This is a genomic window from Pseudomonas sp. B21-017 (assembly GCF_024749245.1).
In the GTDB taxonomy this organism is placed as follows: Bacteria; Pseudomonadota; Gammaproteobacteria; order Pseudomonadales; family Pseudomonadaceae; genus Aquipseudomonas.
Genome location: NZ_CP087194.1, coordinates 4,198,601 through 4,224,499, shown reverse-complemented (window position 1 = coordinate 4,224,499; position 25,899 = coordinate 4,198,601). Strand labels below are relative to the sequence as shown.

General features: G+C 59.7%; 23 protein-coding genes. 2 read left to right on the top strand and 21 right to left on the bottom strand.

Features of this window, described 5'->3' with window-relative positions; all coding sequences use genetic code 11:
• Positions 1-30: 30 nt before the first annotated feature.
• The 20 genes from nuoL to LOY28_RS19000 all read right to left on the bottom strand — a co-directional run bounded on the left by nuoL (position 31) and on the right by LOY28_RS19000 (position 23,185).
• Entirely contained in the window at positions 31-1,884 is a 1,854-nt protein-coding gene (gene nuoL, locus LOY28_RS19095) for an NADH-quinone oxidoreductase subunit L (RefSeq protein WP_105343954.1), read from the bottom strand.
• Positions 1,881-2,189: an NADH-quinone oxidoreductase subunit NuoK gene (gene nuoK / locus LOY28_RS19090; protein WP_007940879.1), complete on the bottom strand. Its 309-nt coding sequence runs from the start codon at positions 2,187-2,189 to the stop codon at positions 1,881-1,883. Before nuoK ends, nuoL begins: the two co-directional genes overlap by 4 nt.
• 2 nt (positions 2,190-2,191) lie before the next feature.
• Positions 2,192-2,695 (bottom strand): NADH-quinone oxidoreductase subunit J, encoded by a 504-nt coding sequence (gene nuoJ, locus LOY28_RS19085; protein WP_018925508.1) that lies wholly within the window; start codon positions 2,693-2,695, stop codon positions 2,192-2,194.
• A 9-nt stretch (positions 2,696-2,704) separates the two neighbouring features.
• On the bottom strand, positions 2,705-3,250 hold the full coding sequence (gene nuoI / locus LOY28_RS19080) for an NADH-quinone oxidoreductase subunit NuoI (protein ID WP_007940875.1): 546 nt from the start codon (positions 3,248-3,250) through the stop codon (positions 2,705-2,707).
• Positions 3,251-3,262: 12 nt separating this feature from the next.
• The gene (nuoH, locus tag LOY28_RS19075) at positions 3,263-4,270 is read right to left on the bottom strand and encodes an NADH-quinone oxidoreductase subunit NuoH (RefSeq protein WP_018925509.1); all 1,008 of its coding nucleotides are present in this window, start codon (positions 4,268-4,270) and stop codon (positions 3,263-3,265) included.
• The gene (gene nuoG / locus LOY28_RS19070; protein ID WP_018925510.1) at positions 4,267-6,981 is read right to left on the bottom strand and encodes an NADH-quinone oxidoreductase subunit NuoG; all 2,715 of its coding nucleotides are present in this window, start codon (positions 6,979-6,981) and stop codon (positions 4,267-4,269) included. The genes nuoH and nuoG overlap by 4 nt, the downstream gene beginning before the upstream one ends.
• A gap of 137 nt (positions 6,982-7,118) precedes the next feature.
• On the bottom strand, positions 7,119-8,474 hold the full coding sequence (gene nuoF, locus LOY28_RS19065) for an NADH-quinone oxidoreductase subunit NuoF (RefSeq protein ID WP_018925511.1): 1,356 nt from the start codon (positions 8,472-8,474) through the stop codon (positions 7,119-7,121).
• Positions 8,471-8,968 carry an NADH-quinone oxidoreductase subunit NuoE gene (gene nuoE, locus LOY28_RS19060; RefSeq protein ID WP_007905058.1) on the bottom strand — a complete coding sequence of 166 codons (498 nt, stop codon included), beginning with the start codon at positions 8,966-8,968 and terminating at the stop codon, positions 8,471-8,473. Before nuoE ends, nuoF begins: the two co-directional genes overlap by 4 nt.
• A gap of 2 nt (positions 8,969-8,970) precedes the next feature.
• Entirely contained in the window at positions 8,971-10,755 is a 1,785-nt protein-coding gene (nuoC, locus tag LOY28_RS19055; protein WP_018925512.1) for an NADH-quinone oxidoreductase subunit C/D, read from the bottom strand.
• 72 nt (positions 10,756-10,827) lie between these two features.
• On the bottom strand, positions 10,828-11,502 hold the full coding sequence (locus LOY28_RS19050; protein ID WP_007940869.1) for an NADH-quinone oxidoreductase subunit B family protein: 675 nt from the start codon (positions 11,500-11,502) through the stop codon (positions 10,828-10,830).
• A 10-nt stretch (positions 11,503-11,512) separates the two neighbouring features.
• Positions 11,513-11,926: an NADH-quinone oxidoreductase subunit A gene (locus LOY28_RS19045; protein WP_007940868.1), complete on the bottom strand. Its 414-nt coding sequence runs from the start codon at positions 11,924-11,926 to the stop codon at positions 11,513-11,515.
• Positions 11,927-12,550: 624 nt separating this feature from the next.
• The gene (aceA, locus tag LOY28_RS19040; RefSeq protein ID WP_018925513.1) at positions 12,551-13,876 is read right to left on the bottom strand and encodes an isocitrate lyase; all 1,326 of its coding nucleotides are present in this window, start codon (positions 13,874-13,876) and stop codon (positions 12,551-12,553) included.
• A gap of 515 nt (positions 13,877-14,391) precedes the next feature.
• Positions 14,392-15,153: a secretin N-terminal domain-containing protein gene (locus tag LOY28_RS19035; protein WP_258612363.1), complete on the bottom strand. Its 762-nt coding sequence runs from the start codon at positions 15,151-15,153 to the stop codon at positions 14,392-14,394.
• A 234-nt stretch (positions 15,154-15,387) separates the two neighbouring features.
• Complete coding sequence (locus tag LOY28_RS19030) at positions 15,388-15,813, bottom strand: GNAT family N-acetyltransferase (protein ID WP_018925516.1); 426 nt, start codon at positions 15,811-15,813, stop codon at positions 15,388-15,390.
• Positions 15,806-16,975 carry a cupin domain-containing protein gene (locus LOY28_RS19025; RefSeq protein ID WP_018925517.1) on the bottom strand — a complete coding sequence of 390 codons (1,170 nt, stop codon included), beginning with the start codon at positions 16,973-16,975 and terminating at the stop codon, positions 15,806-15,808. Before LOY28_RS19025 ends, LOY28_RS19030 begins: the two co-directional genes overlap by 8 nt.
• Positions 16,976-17,061: 86 nt before the next feature.
• Complete coding sequence (purB, locus tag LOY28_RS19020) at positions 17,062-18,432, bottom strand: adenylosuccinate lyase (RefSeq protein ID WP_018925518.1); 1,371 nt, start codon at positions 18,430-18,432, stop codon at positions 17,062-17,064.
• A 128-nt stretch (positions 18,433-18,560) separates the two neighbouring features.
• A complete protein-coding gene (gene hflD, locus LOY28_RS19015) occupies positions 18,561-19,184 on the bottom strand; it encodes a high frequency lysogenization protein HflD (RefSeq protein ID WP_007940860.1) in 624 nt (207 codons plus the stop codon).
• Positions 19,181-20,314 (bottom strand): tRNA 2-thiouridine(34) synthase MnmA, encoded by a 1,134-nt coding sequence (mnmA, locus tag LOY28_RS19010; RefSeq protein WP_258612362.1) that lies wholly within the window; start codon positions 20,312-20,314, stop codon positions 19,181-19,183. The genes hflD and mnmA overlap by 4 nt, the downstream gene beginning before the upstream one ends.
• A 59-nt stretch (positions 20,315-20,373) precedes the next feature.
• On the bottom strand, positions 20,374-20,820 hold the full coding sequence (locus tag LOY28_RS19005; protein ID WP_018925520.1) for an NUDIX hydrolase: 447 nt from the start codon (positions 20,818-20,820) through the stop codon (positions 20,374-20,376).
• A 139-nt stretch (positions 20,821-20,959) separates the two neighbouring features.
• Complete coding sequence (locus LOY28_RS19000; RefSeq protein ID WP_018925521.1) at positions 20,960-23,185, bottom strand: NADP-dependent isocitrate dehydrogenase; 2,226 nt, start codon at positions 23,183-23,185, stop codon at positions 20,960-20,962.
• A gap of 506 nt (positions 23,186-23,691) precedes the next feature.
• Between LOY28_RS19000 and icd the strand changes: the two genes are divergently transcribed.
• Positions 23,692-24,948, top strand: a complete 1,257-nt coding sequence (gene icd, locus LOY28_RS18995) for an NADP-dependent isocitrate dehydrogenase (RefSeq protein ID WP_018925522.1) — start codon at positions 23,692-23,694, stop codon at positions 24,946-24,948.
• A gap of 73 nt (positions 24,949-25,021) precedes the next feature.
• Here the strand turns inward: icd and LOY28_RS18990 are convergent, their stop codons facing one another.
• The gene (locus tag LOY28_RS18990) at positions 25,022-25,303 is read right to left on the bottom strand and encodes a cold shock domain-containing protein (protein ID WP_018925523.1); all 282 of its coding nucleotides are present in this window, start codon (positions 25,301-25,303) and stop codon (positions 25,022-25,024) included.
• Positions 25,304-25,527: 224 nt separating this feature from the next.
• Between LOY28_RS18990 and clpS the strand changes: the two genes are divergently transcribed.
• On the top strand, positions 25,528-25,890 hold the full coding sequence (clpS, locus tag LOY28_RS18985) for an ATP-dependent Clp protease adapter ClpS (RefSeq protein WP_015094394.1): 363 nt from the start codon (positions 25,528-25,530) through the stop codon (positions 25,888-25,890).
• Positions 25,891-25,899 lie beyond the last annotated feature (9 nt).

The following is a 25,899-nucleotide window of genomic DNA, read 5'->3' as shown; positions in this document are numbered from 1 at the left end:
TTTCCTTTCGCAAGTTCGCAAGGTTCATAGTCAGACCGCTACCAGCACGACGGCGCCGATTACCAGCACGGCACCAGCAGCCATCGAGGCGGCATACCAACGCAATTGACCGGTCTCGGTGCGGCTCAGGGCGGTGTGACCGCCTTTGGCCATACGCGGGATCAGACCGATGGTCTGGTCGAGCGGGTCTTTGCGCAGAATGTGGCTGATCGCAAGGTATGGCTTGACGAACAGTTTGTCGTAGATCCAGTCGAAGCCCCAGGCAGCGAACCACCAGGCCGAAAGGAAGCGGCCGACACCGCTGTTGGCGATAGCCGTGACGAAGCGACGCTTGCCGAGGAACAGCAGCGCGGCCAGCAGGATACCGGACAGGGCGATGGCGCCCGAAGCGATTTCCAGGCTGTGCTTGGCTTCGCCGCCGGCATGGCCGACGCTTTCCGGCAACACACCGTGCAGCGGTGGAACGATCATCGCGCCGACGAACGTCGACAGTACGATCAGCACCGACAGCGGCAGCCAGTGAGCAATGCCGTGACCGGCATGGGCTTCGGTCTTCGCTTCACCGTGGAACGTGATGAAGATCAGGCGGAAGGTGTACAGCGAGGTCATGAAGGCACCGACCAGACCGGCATACAGCAGGCCTTCGTTACCGCTGGCGAACGCTTCCCAGAGGATTTCATCCTTGGAGTAGAAGCCCGCGGTCACCAGAGGCAAGGCCGCCAGGGCCGCGCCGCCGACGATGAAGCTGGCGTAGGCCAGTGGCAGTTTCTTCCACAGGCCGCCCATCTTGAAGATGTTCTGCTCGTGGTGGCAGGCAACGATCACCGCACCGGATGCAAGGAACAGCAGCGCCTTGAAGAAGGCGTGGGTCATCAGGTGGAAGATCGCGCCATCCCATGCACCGACGCCCAGGGCCAGGAACATGTAGCCGATCTGGCTCATGGTCGAGTAGGCGAGGATACGTTTGATGTCGGTCTGAACCAGCGCGGCAAAACCTGCCAGCACCAGCGTCACGCCACCCACGACACCTACCAGGTGCAGGATATCCGGCGCCAGTGCGAACAGGCCGTGGGTACGGGCGATCAGGTAGACACCGGCGGTTACCATGGTCGCGGCGTGGATCAGTGCCGAAACCGGAGTAGGGCCGGCCATCGCATCCGCCAGCCAGGTTTGCAGCGGCAGTTGCGCGGATTTACCGACAGCGCCGCCCAGCAGCATCAGGGTCGCCAGAACGATCCAGAAGTCACCGGCCTTGAAGTGCTCAGGCGCCTTGACCAGCAGTTCCTGGATATTCAGCGTGCCCAGTTGCTGGAACAGGATGAACAGGCCGATGGCCATGAACACGTCGCCGACGCGGGTCACGATGAAGGCTTTGAGTGCCGCGTTACCGTTGTTGCGGTTGCTGTAGTAGAAACCGATCAACAGGTACGAGCACAGGCCCACGCCTTCCCAGCCGAAGTACACGAACAACAGGTTATCGGCCAGGACCAGGAACAGCATGCTGGCGATAAACAGGTTGGTGTAGGCGAAGAAGCGCGAGTAACCGGCTTCACCGCGCATGTACCAGGACGCGAACAGGTGGATCAGGAAGCCCACGCCCACCACCACACCGAGCATGGTCACGGACAGACCATCCAGGTACAGGGCGAAGTTCGGCGTGAAGCCTTCCACCGCCATCCATTGCCACAGCACCAGGGTGTAGTGGCCACCTTCCGGCGGTGCAACGTTGAATTGCCAGATCACATAAGCCGCGACGATCGCCGACAAGCCGATGGAGCCGACGCCGATCAGCGCCGAGAGGTTTTCCGAGAGGCGTCCCCGGGAGAACGCCAGCAGCACAAAACCGATCAGGGGGAACAGGAAAGTCAGATAGAGAAGGTTCATCCGCGCATCTCGCTGGCAGCGTCGATATCGAGAGTGTGGAAGCGGCGATACAGCTGCAACAGAATCGCCAGGCCGATACTGGCCTCGGCGGCTGCCAGGCTGATCACCAGGATGAACATGATCTGTCCATCCGGCTGCGCCCAGCGGCTACCGGCAACGATGAACGCCAGTGCGGAGGCATTCATCATGACCTCCAGGCTCATCAGCACGAAGAGAATGTTGCGCCGGACCATCAGGCCGACCAGACCGAGGCAGAACAGGATGCCGGCGACCGCCAGACCATGCTCCAAAGGGATAGCAGGCATCGTCATTGCTCCTTGGCTTCGTTGCGGCCCAAGTGGAACGCCGTGACGGCTGCGGCGAGCAGCAGCATCGAGGCGAGTTCGACCACCAGCAGGTAAGGACCGAACAGGCTGATGCCCACGGCCTTGGCGTCTACGGTGGTGTGGCCGAGGGCCTGGCCGCTGGAGTGGCTGAACAGCACATACAGCAGTTCAGCCAGCAGCAGGCCGCCGAGTACGACCGGGCCCAGCCAGATACCGGGCTTGAGCCAGACGCGCTCTTGCTGAACCGAGGCCGGGCCCAGGTTCAGCATCATCACCACGAACACGAACAGCACCATGATGGCGCCGGCGTAGGCGATCACTTCCAGTACACCGGCAAACGGTGCGCCAAGGGCGAAGAACGTCATGGCCACGGCGATCAGCGAAATGATCAGGTAGAGCAGGGCGTGCACGGGATTGGTGTTGGTGATCACGCGAAGCGTGGACACAACAGCGATACCCGATGCGAAATAGAAAGCGAATTCCATCGTTCTTCCTTAAGGCAGCAAGCTCTTCACGTTGATCGGCTCGGCTTCATTCTGCGCGGCGCCTTTTGGCTTACCGGCAATCGCCATACCTGCAACACGATAGAAGTTGTAGTCAGGGTTTTTACCGGGACCGGAGATCAGCAGATCTTCTTTCTCGTAAACCAGGTCCTGCCGCTTGAACTCGGCCATTTCGAAATCCGGTGTCAGCTGGATCGCGGTGGTAGGGCAGGCTTCCTCGCAGAGGCCGCAGAAAATGCAGCGCGAGAAGTTGATGCGGAAGAAGTCCGGGTACCAGCGACCGTCTTCGGTTTCAGCTTTCTGCAGCGAGATGCAACCCACCGGGCACGCCACGGCGCACAGGTTGCAGGCTACACAACGCTCTTCGCCGTCGGGGTCGCGGGTCAGGACGATACGGCCACGGAAACGCGGCGGCAGGTACACGGGTTCTTCCGGGTACTGCAGAGTGTCGCGCTTGCGGAAGGCGTGGCCGAAGATCATCACCAGGCTGCGAAGCTGGGTGAAGAAGCCATGCACGATGTCAAAAATGTACTTCATGATTCTCTATCCTCACTGAGCCGCGACGGCGGGCGTGTTGAGCAACACGATCGCAGCGGTCACCAGCATGTTGACGAGGGTCAGCGGCAGGCAGAACTTCCAGCTGAAGTCCATCACTTGGTCATACCGTGGGCGCGGAATCGAGGCGCGCAGCAGGATGAAGAACATGATGAAGAACGCGGTTTTCAGTGCGAACCAGATGAACGGGATCTGCGGCAGCAGGCCGAACGGGCCGTGCCAGCCACCGAAGAACAGCGTGACCAGCAGCGCCGAGATCAACACGATGCCGATGTACTCACCTACGAAGAACATGCCCCATTTCATGCCGGCGTATTCAATGTGGTAACCATCGGCCAGTTCCTGTTCCGCTTCCGGCTGGTCGAACGGGTGACGGTGAGTCACGGCGACGCCAGCGATGAAGAAGGTCAGGAAACCAAAGATCTGCGGAATGATGAACCACATGTTCTGCGCTTGGTATTCAACGATGTCGCGCATGTTGAACGAGCCAACCTGGATCACGATGCCCATCAGCGACAGGCCCATGAACACTTCGTACGACACGGTTTGTGCCGAGGCCCGCAAGCTGCCCAACAGGGCGAACTTGTTGTTGCTCGACCAGCCGGCGAACAGCACCGCGTAGACCGAAAGACCCGCCATGGCGAAGAAGAACAGGATGCCGATGTTGATATCCGCCACGCCCCAGGTCGGGGTGATCGGGATGATCGCGAAGGCAATCAGCAAGGCGCTCATGGCCACGACCGGTGCCAGGGTGAAGATCACTTTGTCGGCGAACGGCGGGGTCCAGTCTTCCTTGAAGAACATCTTGATCATGTCGGCCGCAATCTGGAACGCGCCGAACGGGCCGACGCGGTTCGGACCGTAACGGTCCTGCCAGAGGGCGAGCAAACGACGCTCGACCCAGCTCAGCAGCGCGCCGCAAACCACTACGGCGAGCAGAATCACGATGGCCTTGAGGACCGCGATGATTACATCGATCACTTCAGGAGTGAACCAGGTCATAGCGCTGCCTCCTGCAGACCGTCAACGGATTTGCCAAAGATGGCTGGTGGAATGCCGGCGATACCTGCAGGCAATGCGACCAGACCGGCACCCAGCTCTTCGTTGATGCGCAGCGGCAGACGCAAAGTCTGGCCGGCAACGTTCAAGCTCAGCAGGGCACCGTCATTGACACCCAGGCGATCGGCTTCGGACTTGGCCAGCGACACGTAGGCGGCCGGGATGCGTTCCTGCACCGGTGCGGCTTTGGAAGAGTTTTCTTCGCTGCCGAACAGGTGGAAGAACGGTACGACCTGCCAGGTGCCTGGCGCCGGGTTGAACGCACGCGGAACACTGGCGAACCAGTTCAGCGAATCACCGGTGCTTTCGATCAGGCGAGTGCCCGGGTCGCCAGCGCGCAGGTGACCACCGACTTCGTCCTGGAACTTGTTCCAGGCTTGCGGCGAGTTCCAGCCCGGAGACCAGGCGAAAGGTACTTGCTGGCGCGGTTCGGCGGAGCCCGAGTAACCTTCCATGGAGAACGAGAACGCGGTGTCGTTATCCTGGGAAGTACGCGGTTCGTGCACGCTGATGTCGGCGCGCATGGCGGTACGACCGGAGTAACGCAGCGGTTCGCGCGCCAGTTTCAGGCCTTTGATCCGGAATGCGGCGGACGGTGCGGCATCGACGATACGCGCCAGTTGCGGCGTGCTTGCAGCAACGGCAGCGGTGACGTGGTCCAGTTGGGTCCAGTCGATCGGCTGGTTCAGCAGGGTCGAACGCAGGGCGTGCAGCCAGCGCCAGCCTTCGTGAACCAGAATGCTCGCGTCGAGGTAAGTCGGGTCGAAGACCTGGAAGAAGCGCTGGGCGCGGCCTTCCTGGCTGACCAGCGTACCGTCGCCTTCAGCGAAGCTGGCCGCTGGCAGTACCAGGTGCGCGCGATCGCTGGTGGCGGTCTTCTGATGGTCCGCCACGATCACCACTTTCGCGGCGTTCAGGGCAGCATCGACCTTGGATTTGTCGGTGCGGGTGTACAGGTCGTTTTCCAGCACGACGATGGCGTCGGCACGGCCGTCGATTACCGCTTGCAGCGCTTCGTCGACCGAGTTGCCGCCGAGCATGGCCAGGCCGAGGCTGTTGGCCTCTGGCACGATCAGGCTGATGGAACCGTTCTTCTCGCGCAGCTTCAGGGCTTTGGCGATGTTTGCCGCCGCTTCGATCAGCGCCTTGGAACCCAGCGAGGTACCGGCAATGATCAGCGGACGCTTGGCGGCGAGCAGGGCGTCGGCAATGCGCTTGGCCAGCGCCAGAGCTTCAGCGTCCAGACCTTCAACGGCCGGTGCGCTGGCGTCGAGGGCGTGAGCCACGGCGAAACCGATGCGGGCCAGGTCGTCTGGTGCGGCGTGAACGCATTCTTCAGCGATGTCGTCGAGCTTGGTTTCAGCCAGGCTGGCGATGAACAGCGGGTTCAGCTCGTGCTGGCCGATGTTCTTCACCGCGGCGTCGAGCCATGGCTGAACGCGCATGGCGTCGGCCATGTCTTCGGCCTTGCCCTTGACCGATTGACGCAGGGCCAGGGCCATGCGCGCAGCGGTCTGGGTCAGGTCTTCGCCGAGGACGAAAATCGCATCGTGGTCTTCGACGTCGCGCATGTTCGGGATCGGCAGCGGGCTGTCTTTGAGCACCTGCATGACCAGACGAATGCGTTCCAGCTCCGAGGCTTCGATACCGGAGTAGAAGTGCTCGGCGCCGACCAGTTCGAGCAGCGCGTAGTTGCTTTCGAGGCTGGCGCGTGGCGAACCGATACCGACGATGTTGCGACCGCGCAGCAGGTCGGCGGCTTTATCCAGTGCTTCGTCCAGGCTCAGTTTCGCGCCGTTGGCCAGCAGTGGCTGACGTGGGCGATCCTTGCGGTTGACATAGCCATAGCCGAAACGGCCACGGTCGCACAGGAAGTACTGGTTCACCGAACCGTTGAAGCGGTTTTCGATGCGGCGCAGTTCGCCGTAACGCTCGCCCGGGGAGATGTTGCAACCGCTGGAGCAGCCATGGCAGATGCTCGGCGAGAACTGCATGTCCCATTTGCGGTTGTAGCGCTCGGAGTGAGTCTTGTCGGTGAACACACCGGTCGGGCAGACCTCGGTGAGGTTGCCGGAGAACTCGCTTTCCAGGGTGCCGTCTTCAACGCGACCGAAGTACACGTTGTCGTGGGCGCCAAACACACCGAGATCGGTGCCACCGGCGTAGTCCTTATAGAAGCGCACGCAGCGATAGCAGGCGATGCAGCGGTTCATTTCGTGGGAAATGAACGGGCCCAGTTGCTGGTTCTGGTGGGTACGCTTGGTGAAGCGATAACGGCGCTCGTTGTGGCCGGTCATCACCGTCATGTCTTGCAGGTGGCAGTGACCGCCTTCCTCACAGACCGGGCAGTCGTGAGGGTGGTTGGTCATCAGCCATTCAACGACGCTGGCGCGAAACACTTTCGCTTCTTCGTCGTCGATGGAGATCCAGCTGCCGTCGGTGGCGGGGGTCATGCAGGACATGACGATCCGACCACGCTTGTCGTTCTCGTCGGTGTACTGCTTGACCGCGCACTGGCGGCAAGCGCCAACGCTGCCAAGGGCTGGGTGCCAGCAGAAATAAGGGATATCGAGGCCTAGCGACAGACATGCCTGTAACAGGTTGTCTGCCCCATCGACTTCGAGCTCTTTGCCGTCTACGTGGATAGTGGCCATGGTTCAAAGTTCTTCGTTGGCCCGGTGTCAGCGGGCGTGGCTAATGGAATCTTGTTATCCGTCCAAATCCAAACAGCCTCGAAAGGCGTCATCGGACGAAAGGCGAACGGCACGGACCGTTCGCCTTTTTTAAAGCGTTAAGCGCCGACTACGATCGGCTTTGCCAGAGGCGGGACGACGGCGCGGGTAGGCGCGATGCCGGCTTCGAACTCTGGACGGAAGTATTTGATGGCACTGCCCAACGGCTCCACGGCACCCGGTGCGTGAGCACAGAAGGTCTTGCCTGGGCCGAGGAAACCGACCAGACCCAGCAGGGTCTCGATATCGCCGGCTTGCCCTTCACCGTTCTCGATCGCGCGCAGCAGCTTGACGCTCCACGGCAGACCGTCACGGCATGGGGTGCAGAAACCACACGATTCACGGGCGAAGAACTCTTCCATGTTGCGCAGCAGGGACACCATGTTGACGCTGTCGTCCACCGCCATGGCCAGGCCGGTACCCATACGGGTGCCCACTTTGGCGATGCCGCCGGCGTACATTTGTGCGTCCAGGTGTTCCGGCAACAGGAAGCCGGTACCGGCGCCGCCTGGCTGCCAGCACTTGAGCTTGTAACCGTCGCGCATGCCACCGGCGTAGTCTTCGAACAACTCGCGACCGGTAACGCCGAACGGCAATTCCCACAGGCCCGGGTTCTTGACCTTGCCGGAGAAGCCCATGAGCTTGGTGCCCATGTCTTCGCTGCCTTCGCGGGCCAACGATTTGTACCAGTCCACGCCGTCGGCGATGATCGCCGGCACGTTGCACAAGGTTTCAACGTTGTTCACGCAAGTCGGCTTGCCCCACACGCCCACGGCGGCAGGGAAGGGCGGCTTGGAGCGCGGGTTGGCGCGGCGACCTTCGAGGGAGTTGATCAGTGCGGTTTCTTCACCGCAGATGTAACGCCCGGCACCGGTGTGGACGAACAGCTCGAAATCGAAGCCGCTGCCCAGGATGTTCTTGCCCAGCAGACCTGCTGCCTTGGCTTCTTCCACGGCACGGTTCAGGTGCTTGGCGGCGGTGGTGTATTCGCCACGCAGGAAGATGTAGCCACGGTAGGTTTTCAGCGCGCGAGCACTGATCAGCATGCCTTCGATCAGCAGATGGGGCAGTTGCTCCATCAGCATGCGGTCTTTCCAGGTGTTCGGCTCCATTTCATCCGCGTTGCACAGCAGGTAGCGGATGTTGATGGATTCGTCCTTGGGCATCAGGCCCCACTTCACGCCAGTGGGGAAGCCTGCACCGCCGCGGCCCTTGAGGCCGGAGTCTTTCACGGTCTGGACGATGTCGTCCTGGGCCATGTCGGCGAAGGCCTTGCGTGCAGCGGCGTAACCGTTCTTGGCCTGGTACTCGTCGAGCCATACGGCTTCGCCGTCGTCACGCAGACGCCAGGTGAGCGGGTGAGTCTCGGCCGAACGCTTGATGCGGTTGGCAGGACCGAAGGAAGTCAGGGTCATACGTAGCCCTCGAGCAATTTGGCAACGCCGGCAGGCTGCACATCACCGAATGTGTCGTCGTCGATCATCAACGCCGGCGCCTTGTCACAGTTGCCGAGGCAGCAGACCGGCAGCAGGGTGAAGCGACCATCGGCGGTGGTCTGGCCCAGGCCGATGCCCAGCTTGCTCTGGATTTCGCTGACCACCGATTCATGGCCGCCGATGTAGCAGACCATGCTGTCGCAGACGCGAATGATGTGACGGCCGACTGGCTGACGGAAGATCTGGCTATAGAAAGTAGCCACCCCTTCAACGTCGCTGGCCGGGATGCCGAGGATTTCGCCGATGGCGTAGAGCGCGCCGTCAGGCACCCAGCCACGTTCCTTCTGGACGATCTTCAGGGCTTCGATCGACGCCGCGCGCGGGTCTTCGTAGTGATGCAGCTCGTGCTCGATGGCCGAGCGCTCGGTTTCGCTCAGGGCGAAACGGTCTGTCAGGATAAGCGTGCTGTTCATGCTTAACGGTCCACGTCGGCCATAACGAAATCGATACTACCCAGGTACGCGATCAAGTCCGCGACCATGCTGCCTTTGATCACCGAAGGGATCTGCTGCAGGTGCGGGAAGCTTGGGGTACGAATCCGGGTGCGGTAGCTCATGGTGCCGCCATCGCTCGTCAGGTAATAACTGTTGATGCCCTTGGTCGCTTCGATCATCTGGAAGGATTCGTTGGCCGGCATGACCGGGCCCCACGAAACTTGCAGGAAGTGCGTGATCAGGGTCTCGATGTGCTGCAGCGTGCGCTCTTTAGGCGGCGGCGTGGTCAGCGGGTGGTCCGCCTTGTACGGGCCTTCCGGCATGTTGCGCAGGCACTGCTCGATGATCTTGATGCTCTGGCGCATTTCTTCGACGCGAACGATGCAACGGTCGTAGGCATCGCCATTGGCCGCCAGCGGGACTTCGAATTCGAAGTTTTCGTAGCCGGAGTAGGGGCGAGCTTTACGCAGGTCGAAATTGCAACCGGTCGAACGCAGGCCGGCACCGGTGACGCCCCATTCCAGGGCTTCCTTGGTGTTGTAGGCGGCGACGCCGATGGTCCGGCCACGCAGGATGCTGTTGTCCAGTGCGGCTTTCTGGTATTCGTCCAGACGCTTTGGCATCCACTCGACGAAATCCTTGACCAGTTTTTCCCAGCCGCGTGGCAGGTCGTGGGCGACGCCACCGATGCGGTACCAGGCCGGGTGCAGGCGGAAACCGGTAATGGCTTCGATCACCGTGTACGCCTTCTGGCGGTCGGTGAAGGTGAAGAACACCGGAGTCATGGCGCCGACGTCCTGGATGTAAGTCCCCAGGAACAGCAGGTGGCTGGTGATCCGGAAGAACTCGGCCATCATGATGCGGATGACGTCGACCTTCTCGGGCACCTTGATGCCGGCCAGCTTCTCGACCGAGAGCACGTACGGCAGGTTGTTCATTACGCCGCCGAGGTAGTCGATACGGTCGGTGTACGGAATGAAACTGTGCCAGGACTGGCGCTCGGCCATCTTCTCGGCACCACGGTGGTGGTAGCCGACGTCTGGCACGCAGTCGACGATCTCTTCACCGTCCAGCTGCAGGATGATACGGAACGCACCGTGGGCCGAAGGGTGGTTCGGACCCAGGTTGAGGAACATGTAGTCCTCGTTCGGGCCGGAACGCTTCATGCCCCAGTCTTCAGGCTTGAAGCGCGCGGCTTCTTCCTCAAGCTGTTGCTTGGCCAGGGTCAGGCTGAACGGATCGAACTCGGTGGCACGGGCCGGGAAGTCCTTGCGCAGCGGGTGACCTTCCCAGGTCGGCGGCATCATGATGCGGCTCAGGTGCGGGTGGCCGGCAAAGTGAATGCCGTACATGTCCCACACTTCACGCTCGTACCAGTTGGCGTTCGGCCAGATGCTGGTGACGCTCGGCAGGTTGAGGTCGCTCTCGGACAAGGCGACCTTGATCATTACGTCACTATTACGTTCGATCGACATCAAGTGATAGAACACAGTGAAGTCGACGCCGTTTGGCAGCCCTTGACGCTTGGTACGCAGACGCTCGTCCACGCCGTGCAGGTCATAGAGCATGACGTACGGCTTGGGCAGGTTGCGCAGGAAAGTCAGGACTTCGACGAGTTTGGCACGGGCAACCCAAAGCACCGGCATGCCGGTGCGGGTAGGCTGGGCGGTGAACGCCTCTGGGCCAAAACGGTTGTTCAGTTCGACGACCACATCCTGGTCGTCTGCCTTATAAGGCGGGATGTACAGAGCACTGCCTGCAGTCATGGTTATTTATCGCTTTCGGTCAACGTAAAGAATGAAGCCAGGTTCTCGTTCTATAAAAGAAGCAGATCTGGATCAGACTTCGTCGGGGCTGCGCAGGTTGGTTACCTGAATACGCTGTTCGCGGCGCTGTTCCTTTTGCGAAGGCATCTCGGCGCGGTAAACGCCTTGATCGCCAACGACCCAGGAAAGTGGGCGACGCTCCTGGCCAATCGACTCCTGCAACAGCATCAAGCCTTGCAGAAAAGCTTCAGGGCGGGGTGGGCAGCCAGGCACGTAGACGTCCACGGGCAGGAACTTGTCCACCCCTTGAACGACGGAGTAGATGTCGTACATGCCACCGGAGTTGGCGCACGAACCCATGGAAATGACCCATTTAGGTTCGAGCATCTGCTCGTAGAGACGCTGAATGATCGGCGCCATCTTGATGAAGCAGGTACCGGCGATAACCATGAAATCCGCCTGACGCGGCGATGCCCGGATTACCTCGGCGCCAAAGCGCGCGATGTCGTGGGGCGCCGTGAAGGCGGTGGTCATTTCCACGTAGCAGCACGAAAGACCGAAGTTATACGGCCACAGGGAGTTCTTGCGCCCCCAGTTGATCGTGCCGTTGAGCACGTCTTCGAGCTTGCCCATGAAAATGTTTTTGTGAACTTGATCTTCTAACGGATCGGAAACGGTTTCCCGTTGGCCAATCGGATACTGCTCGTTAGGAGCATCGGGGTCGATCCTGGTGAGATTGTATTGCATTGCCAAAGCCTCATTGTTTCAGCTTCGCTTGCCGCTTAAGACGAGCTGCCGGAGCCCAGTCAAGGGCGCCCACTCGAAATAGGTAGACAAGACCTGCCAACAGAATTGCTATGAAAACGAGAGCTTCGACGAATCCGGTCCAGCCGCTTTCGCGGACGGACACAGACCAGGCAAAGAGAAAGAGGGCTTCGATATCGAAGATCACGAAGAGCATCGCGACCAGATAGAATTTGGCTGAGAGCCGCAAGCGGGCGCCACCTGTAGGTAGCATGCCGGACTCGAACGGTTCGTTTTTGCTGCGGCCCCAGGCTTTTGACCCGAGGAGGCTGGAGACGCCGAGCATGAAGGCGCAAAGGCCGCCGACACCCAGAAGGAAAATGGCAAAGCCCCAGTTGTGGGCCATGAGTCCGGTCGCTTCGGGCATGCTGGTAATCCTTAACAGAGAGCAAAGGTCTCTGAGCTTGATAAAGAAATAAGGCAGTGACGATATGTCGCAGCAATCAATCCCGCTGATTTTATGGCTAAACACCCTGCAAGTAAAATTCCTATAGCGAAATTATTTATTGGAATAAGGACATGGCGCATCTCCAAAGCCCTGTAGCCCATACGGTTCGGGCATTAGCGGGGGTTTTGTCAAATATGTTTTGTAGGGAATGTAACGAACATAGTTTCCGCTAAATGATAATCAATGTTATTTGGTGTGGTTTTCAAACTGTTTAGCGAGCAGCGGTTTGGGAAGTTGTCTTATATGCGCGTTACTGCAAGTAGCGCGCGGGGTGGTTTTACCTTGTTTTCCTGATCGTGAAACTGCTCTGGATCAAGGTTTTTTCCTGCACCCGATCCCGTAGGAGCGAGGCTTGCCCGCGAAGAACGATGATGCGGTATGTCTGAAAAACCGCAGCGCATTCTTCGCGGGCAAGCCTCGCTCCTACAGAGGGGGAGAATCGCAGGCAAAAAAACGCCCCGAACCAGTCGGGGCGTCAGATGAGCGGCTTTGCGGTTAGCTTTTTATTCGGTCCGCAAGGGCCGTTTGTTTAAGCGAAGCAGATCAGTGGAACTGTTCTTCTTCGGTCGAGCCGGTCAGTGCGGTTACCGAAGACGTGCCACCCTGGATCACGGTGGTCATGTCGTCGAAGTAGCCGGTGCCCACTTCCTGCTGGTGAGCCACGAAGGTGTAGCCCTTGGCGGCGTCAGCGAACTCTTGCTCTTGCAGCTTCACGTAGGCAGTCATGTCGTTGCGGGCGTAGTCGTGTGCCAGGTTGAACATGCTGTGCCACATGTTGTGAATGCCGGCCAGGGTGATGAACTGGTGCTTGTAACCCATGGCGGACAGTTCGCGCTGGAACTTGGCGATGGTCGCGTCGTCCAGGTTTTTCTTCCAGTTGAAGGAAGGCGAGCAGTTGTACGACAGCAGTTGGTCCGGGTATTCCTTTTTGATCGCTTCGGCGAAGCGACGGGCTTCGTCCAGATCCGGCTTGGCGGTTTCGCACCAGATCAGGTCGGCGTACGGCGCGTAGGCCAGGCCGCGAGCGATGGCCTGGTCGAGACCGGCGCGAACCTTGTAGAAGCCTTCCTGGGTACGGGTGCCGGTCACGAATGGCTGGTCGTACGGGTCGCAGTCGGACGTCAGCAGGTCAGCAGCGTTGGCGTCGGTACGGGCCAGGATAATGGTCGGTACACCGGCGACGTCGGCTGCCAGACGAGCAGCGGTCAGCTTCTGCACGGCTTCCTGGGTCGGAACCAGTACCTTGCCGCCCATGTGGCCGCATTTTTTCACGGAGGCCAGTTGGTCTTCGAAGTGAACGCCGGCGGCGCCTGCTTCGATCATGCTTTTCATCAGCTCGTAAGCGTTCAGCACGCCGCCGAAACCGGCTTCAGCGTCAGCCACGATCGGGGCGAAGTAGTCGATGTAGCCTTCGTCGCCCGGGTTCTTGCCAGCTTTCCACTGGATCTGGTCAGCGCGACGGAACGAGTTGTTGATGCGCTTGACCACGGTTGGAACCGAATCCACCGGGTACAGCGACTGGTCCGGGTACATCGATTCGGCGGAGTTGTTATCCGCAGCCACTTGCCAGCCCGACAGGTAGATCGCCTGGATGCCGGCCTTGACTTGCTGTACCGCCTGGCCACCGGTCAGGGCGCCCATGCAGTTGACGAAATCTTTCTCAGGGCGGAAGGACGGCTTGGCGCCCTGGGTCACCAGGTTCCAGAGCTTCTCGGCGCCCATTTTTGCAAAGGTGTGCTCAGGTTGAACCGAGCCACGCAGACGGACGACGTCAGCAGCGGAGTAATTGCGCTTCACGCCTTTCCAGCGTGGGTTTTCAGCCCAGTCTTTTTCGAGGGCTGCAATTTGCTGTTCGCGTGTCAGTGCCATGGAGATAAACCTCGTCGCGTCTTTAATCGAAAATGGTTCTGGGTGAACAATTCCTGCGTGCCAAATACGCTCATTCAGTTGGGGGCGTACATGGCTGCTCGCTGACCAGAAGCTTAGGCGGTCAAGTCGGGTTCGGCGGGGATGGCGACGGGATGAACGATGGGCTCGAGGGGGAGGTGAGCAGGTAAGGGCGAACTGGCGAGCGCATTCGGGCGTCGTGGGCCTTGGTGCGAACTTCAGTGTGGAGCCGGGTTACCTAATTACGCTTCCGTCCCTCGGGACAACTTCGTTCCAGTCGGCAACCTCGTCAAACACACCTTGTGGGCGGTACAGACACGAATCGGCTCGCGGGGTAGGGTGCGAACAGCGACTCGAAAGCCCTTGCCAGGGCCTCTGATTAGCGGGAGCGAGGCCATCATGCCTTTGCTTTTTTGGCTCGTCAAACGTTTTGTAGTGCTTTTTTTCAAGCACTACATCTTTGGTCTAATACGACTAATCAGTCAGTTTTTGGTGCTTTAGTCCAAGGTGTCGACTTTCACCCGTAAAGTCATGTCATCCCGGCCCTGAGTCGAGTAGCTGCGGGTCAGGCCCTGTTTGTCGGCCTGAGTCTGACGATTCACGCCGGCCAGGGTGATCCACTCGCCCAGTCGACCGCTGACAGTTGTGTCGGTACTTTGCACGTTCACTACATCGGGACGTTCCTGGCTCATCCGGTCACGGTTGGTGCTGATAGCCAGGTGAACGATGTTGCCGGTGACGCTGGCGGTGACGTAGAAACCCTGGGTGACATTGCGGTATTCGGTCTGGCTGCGCAGGTCGCCATAGCCGTCAGTCTGAGTGCTGGTGAGCGGCACGCTTTGGCCGACCTGGATTAGCGCCGGTGCGCCTTCGCTGGCCTGAATCTGCTGGATACCGCCTTCACGGCTGTCGGTGCTGCGATTGATGATGCGGGTTTGATTCGGTGAGGCACCGTTGACCGAGTAGCCCTGATCGCCCTGAAAGTTGTTTTCGTTGGTGTCGACGGTGATCAGTAAGCGTTTGGGGGCGGTGTCGAGTTGCGCGAGGAAGGTCTTGAGTTCATCGATCTTGTCGGGCTCGGCGTTGACGATCAGCTGGTTGCCGTAGGCGCTGACCTTGCCGTCCTTGCCGATGAAGTTCTGCGCTACTGGCAGCAGGTCGGCGCTGGTGCGGTAATTCAGGGGCACGATCTCGGTGGCGGCCATGACCGAAAAACTGCAGGTCAGCAGCAGCGTGGTGAGCAGGGTGCGTAGGGACATGTCCGTTTCTCCGCAAATCAAAGGTTTGATATTGCCAGTTTGTCGGCCCGGCGTGGTGCGAGTTGAATCACAGACAGCAAAACGCCCCGGCATCCGAGAATGGCGGGGCGTTTTGTGGAGTTCTTGATGGCTTTTGTGGCGAGGGAGCTTGCTCCCGCTGGGGCGCGAAGCGGCCCCAAAATTATCAGGGCTGCTGCGCAGCCCAACGGGGGCAAGCCCCCTCGCCACAGGGAATCAAGCCGAGTGACGCACCATGTCCACATGCGGAATCCCGGCTTCCAGGAATTCCTCACTGACCATGCTGAAACCCAAGCGTTCATAGAACGCCGTGGCCTGCACTTGCGCGCTCAGCATCTGCTGCTTCAGCCCGCGCTTCTCGGCTTCACCGATCACCGCTTGCATCAGCGCATCGCCAACCTTCATGCCGCGCCAGTCTTTGAGCACCGACACTCGGCCGATGTGGCCATCGGGCAACAGGCGGGCGGTGCCGATCGGAAAGTCGCCTTCGAAGGCCAGGAAGTGCACCGCCGTGGCGTCATCGGCATCCCATTCCAGTTCAGGAGGAACGGATTGCTCGGCGACGAATACTGCCTCACGAATGCGCCGGATCTCGGCGTTGTCCTTTTGCCAGTCTGCGACACGTACGTGAATCTTATTCATCGGCAAACCCCAGGCTGCCCTGCTTGACCAGTTCACACAGCAGGCCACGGCCGTCTTCGTCGCTCAGCCATGAGCCGAGGTTATCGACATGCAGGGCGTCGGCGGCGCAGATCATTTTCAGCAGCTCGCGCAGCTTGCCCGGCAGGTAGCGGCTCTGGCCGCTGGCGAACAGCAGCAGGTCGTCGTCGACTTCCGACCAGGCCAGACGCGCACTCGGGTTGCGGATCAGCACGGCACCTTCTTCGAGAGCGCTGAGGAAGTCTTGCTCTTCGACTTCTTCCGGGCCGACCACCAGTTCCGGGTAGCGCGGCTCGGTCATGAACTGGCCGAACCAGGTCAGCAGCAGGCGCTCGTCGCTCATGTGCTCGGCCAGCAGGCTTTTGAGGCGATCAAGGGCATCGTGCTGGATCTGATGAGGATCGACCGCCGGCAGGGCGTCGGCGTCGGTGTAGCGCTCTTCGTCCGACAGGAACTGGCTGAGGAAGTCGGTGAAGTGGGTCAGCACTTCAGCGGCGCTCGGGGCGCGGAAACCGACTGAGTAGGTCATGCAGTCGTCGACAGCCACGCCACAGTGAGCCAGGCGCGGCGGCAGGTAGAGCATGTCGCCCGGTTCCAGTACCCACTCATCGGTGGCTTCGAATTCGGCGAGGATGCGCAGGTCCGCGTGCTGCAGCAGCGGGCTCTCGGTGTCGCACATCTGGCCGATTTTCCAGTTGCGCTTGCCGTGGCCTTGCAGCAGAAACACGTCGTAGTTATCGAAGTGCGGGCCAACGCTGCCACCTGGGGCGGCGAAGCTGATCATCACGTCGTCGACGCGCCAGCTCGGCAGGAAGCGGAAGTTTTCCAGCAGTTCGGCGACTTCCGGCACGAATTGGTCGACGGCTTGCACCAGCAGGGTCCATTCGCGTTCCGGCAGTTTGCTGAATTCGTCTTCGGCGAACGGGCCGCGGCGCAATTCCCAAGGGCGCTCACCGTGCTCGATCACCAGGCGCGATTCGACTTCTTCTTCCAGCGCCAGGCCGGCCAGTTCGTCGGCGTCGATCGGGCTTTCGAAATCAGGAATCGCCTGACGGATCAGCAGCGGTTTTTTCTGCCAGTAGTCGCGCAGGAATTCCCGTGCCGTGATGCCGCCCAGAAGTTGAAGAGGAATGTCAGGATTCATGTGTAACCTATTGAAAAAATGCACTTTTCAGACGGGAATAAAAACGCCCGGCGGCGCCGGGCGTCTCAAACGGGTAGAGCGGTCGATCAGATGCGTTTGGCTTGTGCTACAGCGTTGCCGATGTAGTTGGCCGGGGTGAGCAGTTTCAGCTCAGCCTTGGCGGCGGCTGGCATGTCCAGGCCGTCGATGAAAGTTTGCAGTGCTTCAGGGCTGATGCCCTTGCCGCGCGTCAGCTCTTTGAGCTTCTCGTACGGGTTTTCGATGTTGTAGCGACGCATCACGGTCTGGATCGGCTCGGCCAATACTTCCCAGCAAGCGTCCAGGTCGGCGGCAATCTTTTGCTCGTTGAGCTCCAGTTTGCTGATGCCTTTGAGGCTGGCTTCGTACGCGATCACGCTGTGGGCGAAGCCGACACCGAGGTTGCGCAGCACGGTGGAGTCGGTCAGGTCGCGCTGCCAGCGGGAAATTGGCAGTTTGCTCGCCAGGTGCTGGAACAGTGCGTTGGCGATGCCCAGGTTGCCTTCGGAGTTTTCGAAGTCGATCGGGTTGACCTTGTGCGGCATGGTCGACGAACCGATTTCGCCAGCGATGGTGCGCTGTTTGAAATAACCCAGGGAGATGTAGCCCCAGATGTCGCGGTCGAAGTCGATCAGGATGGTGTTGAAGCGCGCGATCGCGTCGAACAGCTCGGCGATGTAGTCGTGCGGTTCGATCTGCGTGGTGTACGGGTTGAAGCCCAGGCCCAGCTCGTCTTCGATGAAGGCGCGGGCGTTGGCTTCCCAGTCGATCTCAGGGTAGGCCGACAGGTGAGCGTTGTAGTTGCCGACGGCGCCGTTGATCTTGCCCAGCAGCGGAACGGCGGCGACTTGGGCGATTTGACGCTCCAGGCGGTAAACCACGTTCGCCAGCTCTTTGCCCAGGGTGGTCGGCGATGCCGGTTGGCCGTGGGTGCGCGACAGCATCGGCACTTCAGCGAAACGGAGGGCCAGTTCGCGGATGGCGTTGGCGGTCTGGCGCATCAGCGGCAGCATCACGTCATCACGGCCTTCACGCAGCATCAGGGCGTGGGACAGGTTGTTGATGTCCTCGCTGGTGCAGGCAAAGTGGATGAACTCGCTGACCTTGGCCAGTTCCGGCAGCTTGGCCGCCTGCTCTTTGAGCAGGTATTCAATGGCTTTGACGTCGTGGTTGGTGGTGCGCTCGATCTCTTTGACACGCTCGGCGTGCTCCAGAGAGAAGTTTTCTGCCAGGGTGTTCAACACAGCGTTGGCTTCGGCGGAGAACGCCGGCACTTCGCTGATGGCAGGGTGAGCGGCCAGGCGCTGGAGCCAGCGCACTTCAACCAGAACGCGAGCACGGATCAGGCCGTATTCGCTGAAAATTGGGCGCAGGGCCTGGGTTTTGCCGGCGTAGCGGCCGTCAACAGGGGAAACCGCAGTGAGCGAAGAGAGCTGCATGGGGTGTTCTCGGACAGTCGGGCAACGAAATGGGGCGCGTATCATACATGAAAAATATCCGCCGGTCCGTTGCCAACTGACCGGCGTATTACGCGTTACTGACTACAAAACGGTATTGCAGGCGCGGTTCAGCTGCTGCGCATCAGCGGGTAAAGCTCTTTAAGCAACTTGCGTCGGCTGATCACCAACTGCCAGCGATGACCGCCCAACTGCCGCCACAGGCGTGCCGAACGAATCCCGGCCAGCAACAGTGCGCGGATTTTCGAGGCATTGCTCGGTTGCTGCAGGTTGCGCATGTCGCCATGCACCTGAATCCGTTGGCGCAAGGTGCTCAGGGTGTCCTGGTACAGCGCACCGCAAGCGGCGATCACGTTTTCGTGGGCCGGGCCAAAGTGTTCGACCTGGGACTGAATCTGCGGCAGGCGTTTGCCGATCACGTCCAGCATGTCATTGCGCTTGGCCAATTGGCGCTCGAGTCCCAGCATCGCCAGGGCGTAGCGCAGCGGTTCGCGCTGAAGGGTGCTGGGGTCGCGTTCCAGGGCGCCGATCAATGCGCGATAGCCTTCGCGCAAATTGATGTCGTCGCCGCCGTACACTTCCAGAGTGTCCTTGGGGTCGCGAATCAACAGGCTGCCGAGCATGCAGGTCAGGCCGGCTTCGTTGGTCTGGCCGGTCTTGGCGATTTTGTCGACCAGCACGGCGGCGAGAAACACGCCGCCCAGGGCCGTCAGTTGTTCCTGAGTCGGGCTCATGAACGCTGGTCCTTGCTGGTCCAGGGTTCGGCCACTTCGATCACGCCGCCGCCGAGGCAGATTTCACCGTCGTAGAACACCACGGATTGGCCCGGAGTGACCGCGCGTTGCGGGTCATCAAAGGTGGCGCGGTAGCCGGTGGCGGTCTTTTCCAGGGTGCAAGGCTGGTCGCTCTGGCGATAACGCACTTTGGCGGTCAGCCTGCGCGGCTCGGTCAAGTCGATCGGGTTGACCCAATAGATGTCCGAGGCGAGCAGGGCGCGGGAGAACAGCTGCGGGTGGGCATTGCCCTGGCCAACGATCAGCTCGTTGTGTTCCAGGTCCTTGATCAACACGTACCACGGCTCTTCACCGGCGTCTTTCAGGCCGCCGATGCCCAGGCCCTGGCGCTGGCCGATGGTGTGATACATCAGGCCATGGTGGCGGCCGATGACTTCACCGTCGGTGGTCTTGATCTCGCCGGGTTGGGCCGGCAGGTATTGCTTGAGGAAATCGCTGAAGCGACGTTCGCCGATAAAGCAGATTCCGGTGGAGTCCTTTTTCTTCGCGGTGGCCAGGTCGTGTTTCTCGGCAATCGCGCGGACTTCGGGTTTTTCCAGCTCGCCGACCGGGAACAGGGTCTTGGCGATCTGTTCGCCGCCGACGGCGTGCAGGAAGTAGCTCTGGTCTTTGTTCGGATCCAGGCCCTTGAGCAATTCGGTGCGACCATCGATGTCGCGGCGACGCACGTAGTGGCCGGTGGCGATCAGGTCGGCGCCGAGCATCATGGCGTAGTCGAGGAACGCCTTGAACTTGATCTCGCGGTTGCACAGGATGTCCGGGTTCGGCGTGCGGCCGGCCTTGTATTCGGCCAGGAAGTGCTCGAACACGTTGTCCCAGTACTCGGCGGCGAAGTTGGCGGTGTGCAGCTTGATGCCAATCTTGTCGCAAACGGCCTGCGCGTCCGCCAGGTCATCCATGGCGGTGCAGTATTCCGTTCCGTCGTCTTCTTCCCAGTTCTTCATGAACAGGCCTTCCACCTCATAGCCTTGCTCGATCAGCAGGAGAGCGGAAACGGAAGAGTCCACGCCGCCGGACATACCGACAATGACGCGCTTCTTTTGTGTGGCAGAAGGGGCTGGATCACGCATAGGGATTTAATGAGTGTCTTGAAAAAGGACGCGATTCTAGCAGGCTCAAGCCTGCAAGGCTAAAGAGAAGGGCGGATCAGCTCGAGGCTGAAGTGTTTACCGTCCAGATAATCATCGATGCAGCGGATGATCAGCTCACTGCGCCAGTTTGCGCGCTGTTGCAGCAGTTCGTCACGCGTCAGCCATTTTGCGCCGACAATACCGTCGTCCAATTGATAGTCGGGATGGTGTTTCAGCGCTTTGGCGGTGAAGCAGACGCGTTGATAGGTCACTCCGTTGCTCGGGGCGGTGTAGAGGTAAATGCCTATTACGCCGGTTGGCTCGACGTCCCAGCCGGTTTCTTCGAGGGTTTCGCGTACGGCGGCCTCGATCAGGGTTTCGTCCGGGTCCAGATGACCGGCGGGCTGATTGAGCACCGTTCGTCCGTGTTTGGATTCTTCGACCATCAGGAAGCGACCGTTGTCTTCGACGATGGTGGCGACGGTGATGTGGGGTAGCCAATCCATGAAATGTCCTCGATGTTGAATTTGAAGCGCTTTCCCTGTGGTGGGGGGGGGGGGGGGCGGTGTTCACATTTGAATGCTGTCAACGCTGAAAGCACAAACCCCGGCGCATGGCCGGGGTTTGTGATGTTCCCTTACAACCTTAAACCAACGCAGCAATCGCAGCGTTGAAGGTTGCGCTCGGGCGCATGGCCTTGCTGATCAGCTCGGCATTGGCGTGGTAGTAACCGCCGATGTCCACTGGCTTGCCCTGAACGGCGTTGAGCTCGGCAACGATGGTTGCTTCGTTCGCGGTCAGGGTTTTGGCCAGTTCGCCAAACTGCGCTTGCAGTGCAGCGTCTTCGGTCTGGGCGGCCAGGGCTTGAGCCCAGTACAGTGCCAGGTAGAAGTGGCTGCCGCGGTTGTCGATGTTGCCGACTTTACGCGATGGCGACTTGTTGTTGTCCAGGAACTGGCCAGTGGCCTGATCCAGGGTCTTGGCCAGCACCAGCGCTTTAGGGTTGTTGTACGTCACACCCAGATGCTCAAGGGAGGCGGCCAGGGCCAGGAACTCGCCCAGGGAGTCCCAGCGCAGGAAGTTTTCTTCCAGCAGCTGTTGAACGTGCTTCGGTGCCGAACCGCCAGCGCCGGTTTCGAACAGACCGCCGCCATTCATCAGCGGAACGATCGACAGCATCTTGGCGCTGGTGCCCAGTTCCATGATCGGGAACAGGTCAGTCAGGTAGTCGCGCAATACGTTGCCGGTCACCGAAATGGTGTCGAGGCCGGAGCGAGTGCGCTCCAGGGTGAACTTCATCGCGTCGACTGGCGACATGATGCGGATGTCCAGGCCGGAAGTGTCGTGATCCTTCAGGTAGGCCTGAACTTTCTCGATCACTACGCCGTCGTGGGCGCGCATTGGGTCCAGCCAGAAAATCGCTGGAGTGCTGCTTGCGCGAGCACGGTTGACTGCCAGTTTGACCCAGTCCTGGATCGGCGCGTCTTTGGTCTGGCACATGCGGAAGATGTCGCCGGCTTCAACCGACTGTTCCAGCAGCAGGGTGCCTTTGCTGTCGGTGACACGAACAACGCCGTTGGCCTTGATCTGGAACGTCTTGTCGTGCGAGCCGTACTCTTCGGCTTTTTTCGCCATCAGGCCAACGTTCGGCACGCTGCCCATGGTGGTCGGATCGAAGGCGCCGTTTGCCTTGCAGTCTTCGATCACCGCCTGGTAGATGGTGGCGTAGCAGCGATCCGGGATCACCGCCTTGGTGTCGTGCAGCTGGCCGTCGGTGCCCCACATCTTGCCAGAGTCACGGATCATCGCCGGCATCGAGGCGTCGACGATGACATCGCTCGGCACGTGCAGGTTGGTGATGCCTTTGTCGGAGTTGACCATGGCCAACGATGGACGAACGGCATAAACCGCCTGGATGTCCGCTTCGATCTGCGCTTGTTGCTCGGCAGGCAAGGCCTTGATGCGAGCGTACAGGTCGCCGATGCCGTTGTTCAGGTTGAAGCCGATCTGCGCCAGCACGTCAGCGTGCTTGGCCAGTGCGTCTTTATAGAACTCGGCAACGATCTGGCCGAACATGATCGGGTCGGAGACCTTCATCATGGTGGCTTTGAGGTGAACCGACAGCAGCACGCCTTTGGCCTTGGCGTCTTCGATCTCGGCTGCGATGAAGCTGCGCAGCGCGTTTTTGCTCATGACCGCGCAATCGAGGATCTCACCGGCTTGTACGGTGGTTTTTTCTTTCAGGACGGTGGTGGTGCCGTCTTGAGCGATCAGTTCGATTTTAACGGCGTCAGCGGCGTCGATCAGGGCAGCTTTTTCGCTGCCGTAGAAATCGCCGGTGCTCATGTGGGCTACGTGGGACTTGGAGTCCTTGGCCCAGGCGCCCATTTTGTGCGGGTGCTTGCGCGCATAGTTCTTGACCGACAGCGGTGCACGACGATCGGAGTTGCCTTCGCGCAGAACCGGGTTTACGGCGCTGCCCTTGATCTTGTCGTAGCGGGCCTTGGCTTCTTTGTCGGCGTCGCTGGTCACGGTTTCCGGGTAGTCCGGCAGTGCATAGCCCTGGGCTTGCAGCTCTTTGATCGCGGCCTGCAGTTGCGGAACCGAGGCGCTGATGTTCGGTAGCTTGATGATGTTGGCTTCAGGTGTAACGGCCAGGTCGCCCAGTTCGGCGAGGTGGTCGGCTACCGCTTTGTCACCCAATTGCTCGGGGAAGCTGGCCAGGATGCGCCCTGCAAGAGAGATATCGCGGGTTTCAACGGCGATATCAGCGGAGGCGGTGAAGGCCTCTACGATAGGCAACAGTGAATAGGTGGCGAGGGCTGGGGCTTCGTCGGTGAAGGTATAGATGATCTTCGAGCGGGTGGGCATATTCGGATTAACTCTCTCTTCTTTGCTAAAGCGTGCATAGAAACTCGAGGGGCGCCGGGTAAGCGCGTTCGTTCAAAGTCATCCATGAGCCGAATGTCGAGGTTTCTTTGCGGTGATGTTGGGTGCATCGGTCGAGCGTCAAGCGGGTGGACTGCGGTAACAATCCTGCTTTTCCGGGCCCAGAGTCTCGGCTACATTTCCAGTGGCAGAGAGGTCGGCCGTCGTGACTCTGTGGTCAGCGGCGGCATTATACATAGGTAGCTGGCAATCTGCCGATGGTTCATATGCAACGATTCTCGTCCATTGGTCTAAAGGTCGCAGGCAGGCGTGGGGAGTAGCCTTGTATGGTGTGCTTGAGTTTGGCGCTTTTCCCTTTACTTTCAGGCTTGTACGTCGCGAACCGTGCAGCTTCGCGGCAGATGGACGGAACATAGGGTTTGCGCGCCGATTCAACTGGGGTACGCTCGGACGAAGCCAGATGTTCAATCCAAACAATGGAGTTCAGCATGGGATACAAGAAGATTCAGGTTCCAGCCGTCGGCGAAAAAATCACCGTCAACGCGGACCATTCTCTCAATGTTCCTAACAACCCGATCATTCCCTTCATTGAAGGCGATGGTATTGGCGTTGATATCAGCCCGGTCATGATCAAGGTTGTCGATGCTGCTGTTAAGAAGGCTTACGGCGGCGAGCGCAAAATTTCCTGGATGGAAGTCTACGCCGGGGAGAAAGCGACTCAGGTTTACGATCAGGACACCTGGCTGCCTCAGGAAACCCTGGACGCGGTCAAGGACTACGTGGTTTCCATCAAGGGCCCTCTGACCACGCCGGTAGGCGGTGGCATCCGTTCCCTGAACGTGGCGCTGCGCCAGCAACTCGACCTGTATGTGTGCCTGCGCCCGGTGCGCTGGTTTGAAGGCGTGCCGAGCCCGGTCAAGAAGCCAGGTGACGTCGACATGACCATCTTCCGCGAAAACTCGGAAGACATTTATGCCGGTATCGAATGGAAGGCCGGTTCGCCGGAAGCGACCAAGGTCATCAAGTTCCTTAAAGAAGAAATGGGCGTCACCAAGATCCGTTTCGACCAGAATTGCGGTATCGGCGTCAAGCCGGTTTCCCTGGAAGGCACCAAGCGTCTGGCGCGCAAGGCCCTGCAGTATGTGGTCGACAATGACCGCGACTCGCTGACTATCGTGCACAAAGGCAACATCATGAAGTTCACCGAAGGTGCCTTCAAGGAATGGGCCTACGAAGTGGCTGCCGAAGAATTCGGCGCGACCCTGCTCGACGGCGGTCCGTGGATGCAGTTCAAAAACCCGAAAACCGGCAAGAACGTCATCGTCAAGGACGCCATCGCCGACGCCATGCTTCAGCAGATCCTGCTGCGTCCGGCCGAGTACGATGTGATCGCCACCCTGAACCTCAATGGTGACTACCTCTCCGATGCCCTGGCGGCAGAAGTGGGCGGTATCGGCATTGCGCCGGGTGCGAACCTGTCCGACACCGTGGCCATGTTCGAAGCCACCCACGGTACCGCGCCGAAGTACGCCGGCAAGGACCAGGTCAACCCGGGTTCGTTGATCCTGTCCGCCGAAATGATGCTGCGCCACATGGGCTGGACCGAAGCGGCCGATCTGATCATCAAGGGCACCAATGGCGCGATTTCCGCTAAAACCGTGACCTATGACTTCGAACGCCTGATGGATGGCGCGAAGCTGGTATCGTCTTCCGGGTTTGGCGATGCGCTCATCTCGCATATGTAAGCGGCACATGTAAGCGAATCAGCACAAAAAAACCGCCTTCGGGCGGTTTTTTATGACTGGATGGCAAGTTGTGTCAGCTCGACACTGTTTCTGGCTTGATGGCAGGTGCGGTCTGTCCGTTCAGGGAGGTCGCAGATGTGATCTTTACGGCATGCAACCCTTTGGGGCCCTGAACGATCTCGAAACTAACGATTTGCCCGGCCTTGAGGGTCTTGTATCCCTCCATCTCAATGGCTGAGTAGTGGGCAAAGAAATCGATATCCTTGCCATCCTCGTCGCGACCTTCTCCGGCGTCGGTGTTAATGAAACCGAACCCCTTGGCATTGTTGAACCATTTCACCTTACCGACAGCCATACTCATATCCCTCTGCAACAGACTCCATCACTGGAGTATCATCCAGTTAATCCGCAGTCTAATCTTGTAAATAGATTGACTCCGCGGACCTTTTTTACCCACTGTGGGCTCTATTGGTTGTAACACCGTTTTCCCGATAGTCAAGGTGACCGGGCAGTCGGAGTTGAAATCGCTGATGGCCGCCCCCACCACTGTATTTGCACAACTGACGAACCTTTCTTTCCATGCATGCAATCAGCCAGATTCGACTAACATTCAATCAGGATCGCCCTGATTTACACGACGACGATTCCGCAGGCATTGCTGTTCAGGAGGCTAAGCCTGCTTTACAGGCGCCGCCTATGTACAAGGTGGTTTTGTTCAACGATGACTACACACCGATGGATTTCGTCGTCGAAGTGCTCGAGGTGTTTTTTAACCTGAATCGCGAGCTGGCGACCAAGGTCATGCTGGCCGTTCATACAGAAGGACGGGCAGTATGTGGAGTGTTTACCCGCGACATCGCCGAGACCAAGGCCATGCAGGTCAACCAGTACGCCAGGGAAAGCCAGCATCCGCTACTCTGTGAAATCGAGAAGGACGGTTAATCGCCGACC

Bases quoted from the DNA above. Each gene is read 5' to 3' on its own strand.
- nuoL (WP_105343954.1), bottom strand. From the start codon at position 1,884: ATGAACCTTCTCTATCTGACTTTCCTGTTCCCCCTGATCGGTTTTGTG.
- nuoK (WP_007940879.1), bottom strand. From the start codon at position 2,189: ATGCCTGCTATCCCTTTGGAGCATGGTCTGGCGGTCGCCGGCATCCTG.
- nuoJ (WP_018925508.1), bottom strand. From the start codon at position 2,695: ATGGAATTCGCTTTCTATTTCGCATCGGGTATCGCTGTTGTGTCCACG.
- nuoI (WP_007940875.1), bottom strand. From the start codon at position 3,250: ATGAAGTACATTTTTGACATCGTGCATGGCTTCTTCACCCAGCTTCGC.
- nuoH (WP_018925509.1), bottom strand. From the start codon at position 4,270: ATGACCTGGTTCACTCCTGAAGTGATCGATGTAATCATCGCGGTCCTC.
- nuoG (WP_018925510.1), bottom strand. From the start codon at position 6,981: ATGGCCACTATCCACGTAGACGGCAAAGAGCTCGAAGTCGATGGGGCA.
- nuoF (WP_018925511.1), bottom strand. From the start codon at position 8,474: ATGACCCTGACTTCCTTCGGTCCTGCCAACCGCATCAAGCGTTCGGCC.
- nuoE (WP_007905058.1), bottom strand. From the start codon at position 8,968: ATGAACAGCACGCTTATCCTGACAGACCGTTTCGCCCTGAGCGAAACC.
- nuoC (WP_018925512.1), bottom strand. From the start codon at position 10,755: ATGACTGCAGGCAGTGCTCTGTACATCCCGCCTTATAAGGCAGACGAC.
- LOY28_RS19050 (WP_007940869.1), bottom strand. From the start codon at position 11,502: ATGCAATACAATCTCACCAGGATCGACCCCGATGCTCCTAACGAGCAG.
- LOY28_RS19045 (WP_007940868.1), bottom strand. From the start codon at position 11,926: ATGCCCGAAGCGACCGGACTCATGGCCCACAACTGGGGCTTTGCCATT.
- aceA (WP_018925513.1), bottom strand. From the start codon at position 13,876: ATGGCACTGACACGCGAACAGCAAATTGCAGCCCTCGAAAAAGACTGG.
- LOY28_RS19035 (WP_258612363.1), bottom strand. From the start codon at position 15,153: ATGTCCCTACGCACCCTGCTCACCACGCTGCTGCTGACCTGCAGTTTT.
- LOY28_RS19030 (WP_018925516.1), bottom strand. From the start codon at position 15,813: ATGAATAAGATTCACGTACGTGTCGCAGACTGGCAAAAGGACAACGCC.
- LOY28_RS19025 (WP_018925517.1), bottom strand. From the start codon at position 16,975: ATGAATCCTGACATTCCTCTTCAACTTCTGGGCGGCATCACGGCACGG.
- purB (WP_018925518.1), bottom strand. From the start codon at position 18,432: ATGCAGCTCTCTTCGCTCACTGCGGTTTCCCCTGTTGACGGCCGCTAC.
- hflD (WP_007940860.1), bottom strand. From the start codon at position 19,184: ATGAGCCCGACTCAGGAACAACTGACGGCCCTGGGCGGCGTGTTTCTC.
- mnmA (WP_258612362.1), bottom strand. From the start codon at position 20,314: ATGCGTGATCCAGCCCCTTCTGCCACACAAAAGAAGCGCGTCATTGTC.
- LOY28_RS19005 (WP_018925520.1), bottom strand. From the start codon at position 20,820: ATGGATTGGCTACCCCACATCACCGTCGCCACCATCGTCGAAGACAAC.
- LOY28_RS19000 (WP_018925521.1), bottom strand. From the start codon at position 23,185: ATGCCCACCCGCTCGAAGATCATCTATACCTTCACCGACGAAGCCCCA.
- icd (WP_018925522.1), top strand. From the start codon at position 23,692: ATGGGATACAAGAAGATTCAGGTTCCAGCCGTCGGCGAAAAAATCACC.
- LOY28_RS18990 (WP_018925523.1), bottom strand. From the start codon at position 25,303: ATGGCTGTCGGTAAGGTGAAATGGTTCAACAATGCCAAGGGGTTCGGT.
- clpS (WP_015094394.1), top strand. From the start codon at position 25,528: ATGCATGCAATCAGCCAGATTCGACTAACATTCAATCAGGATCGCCCT.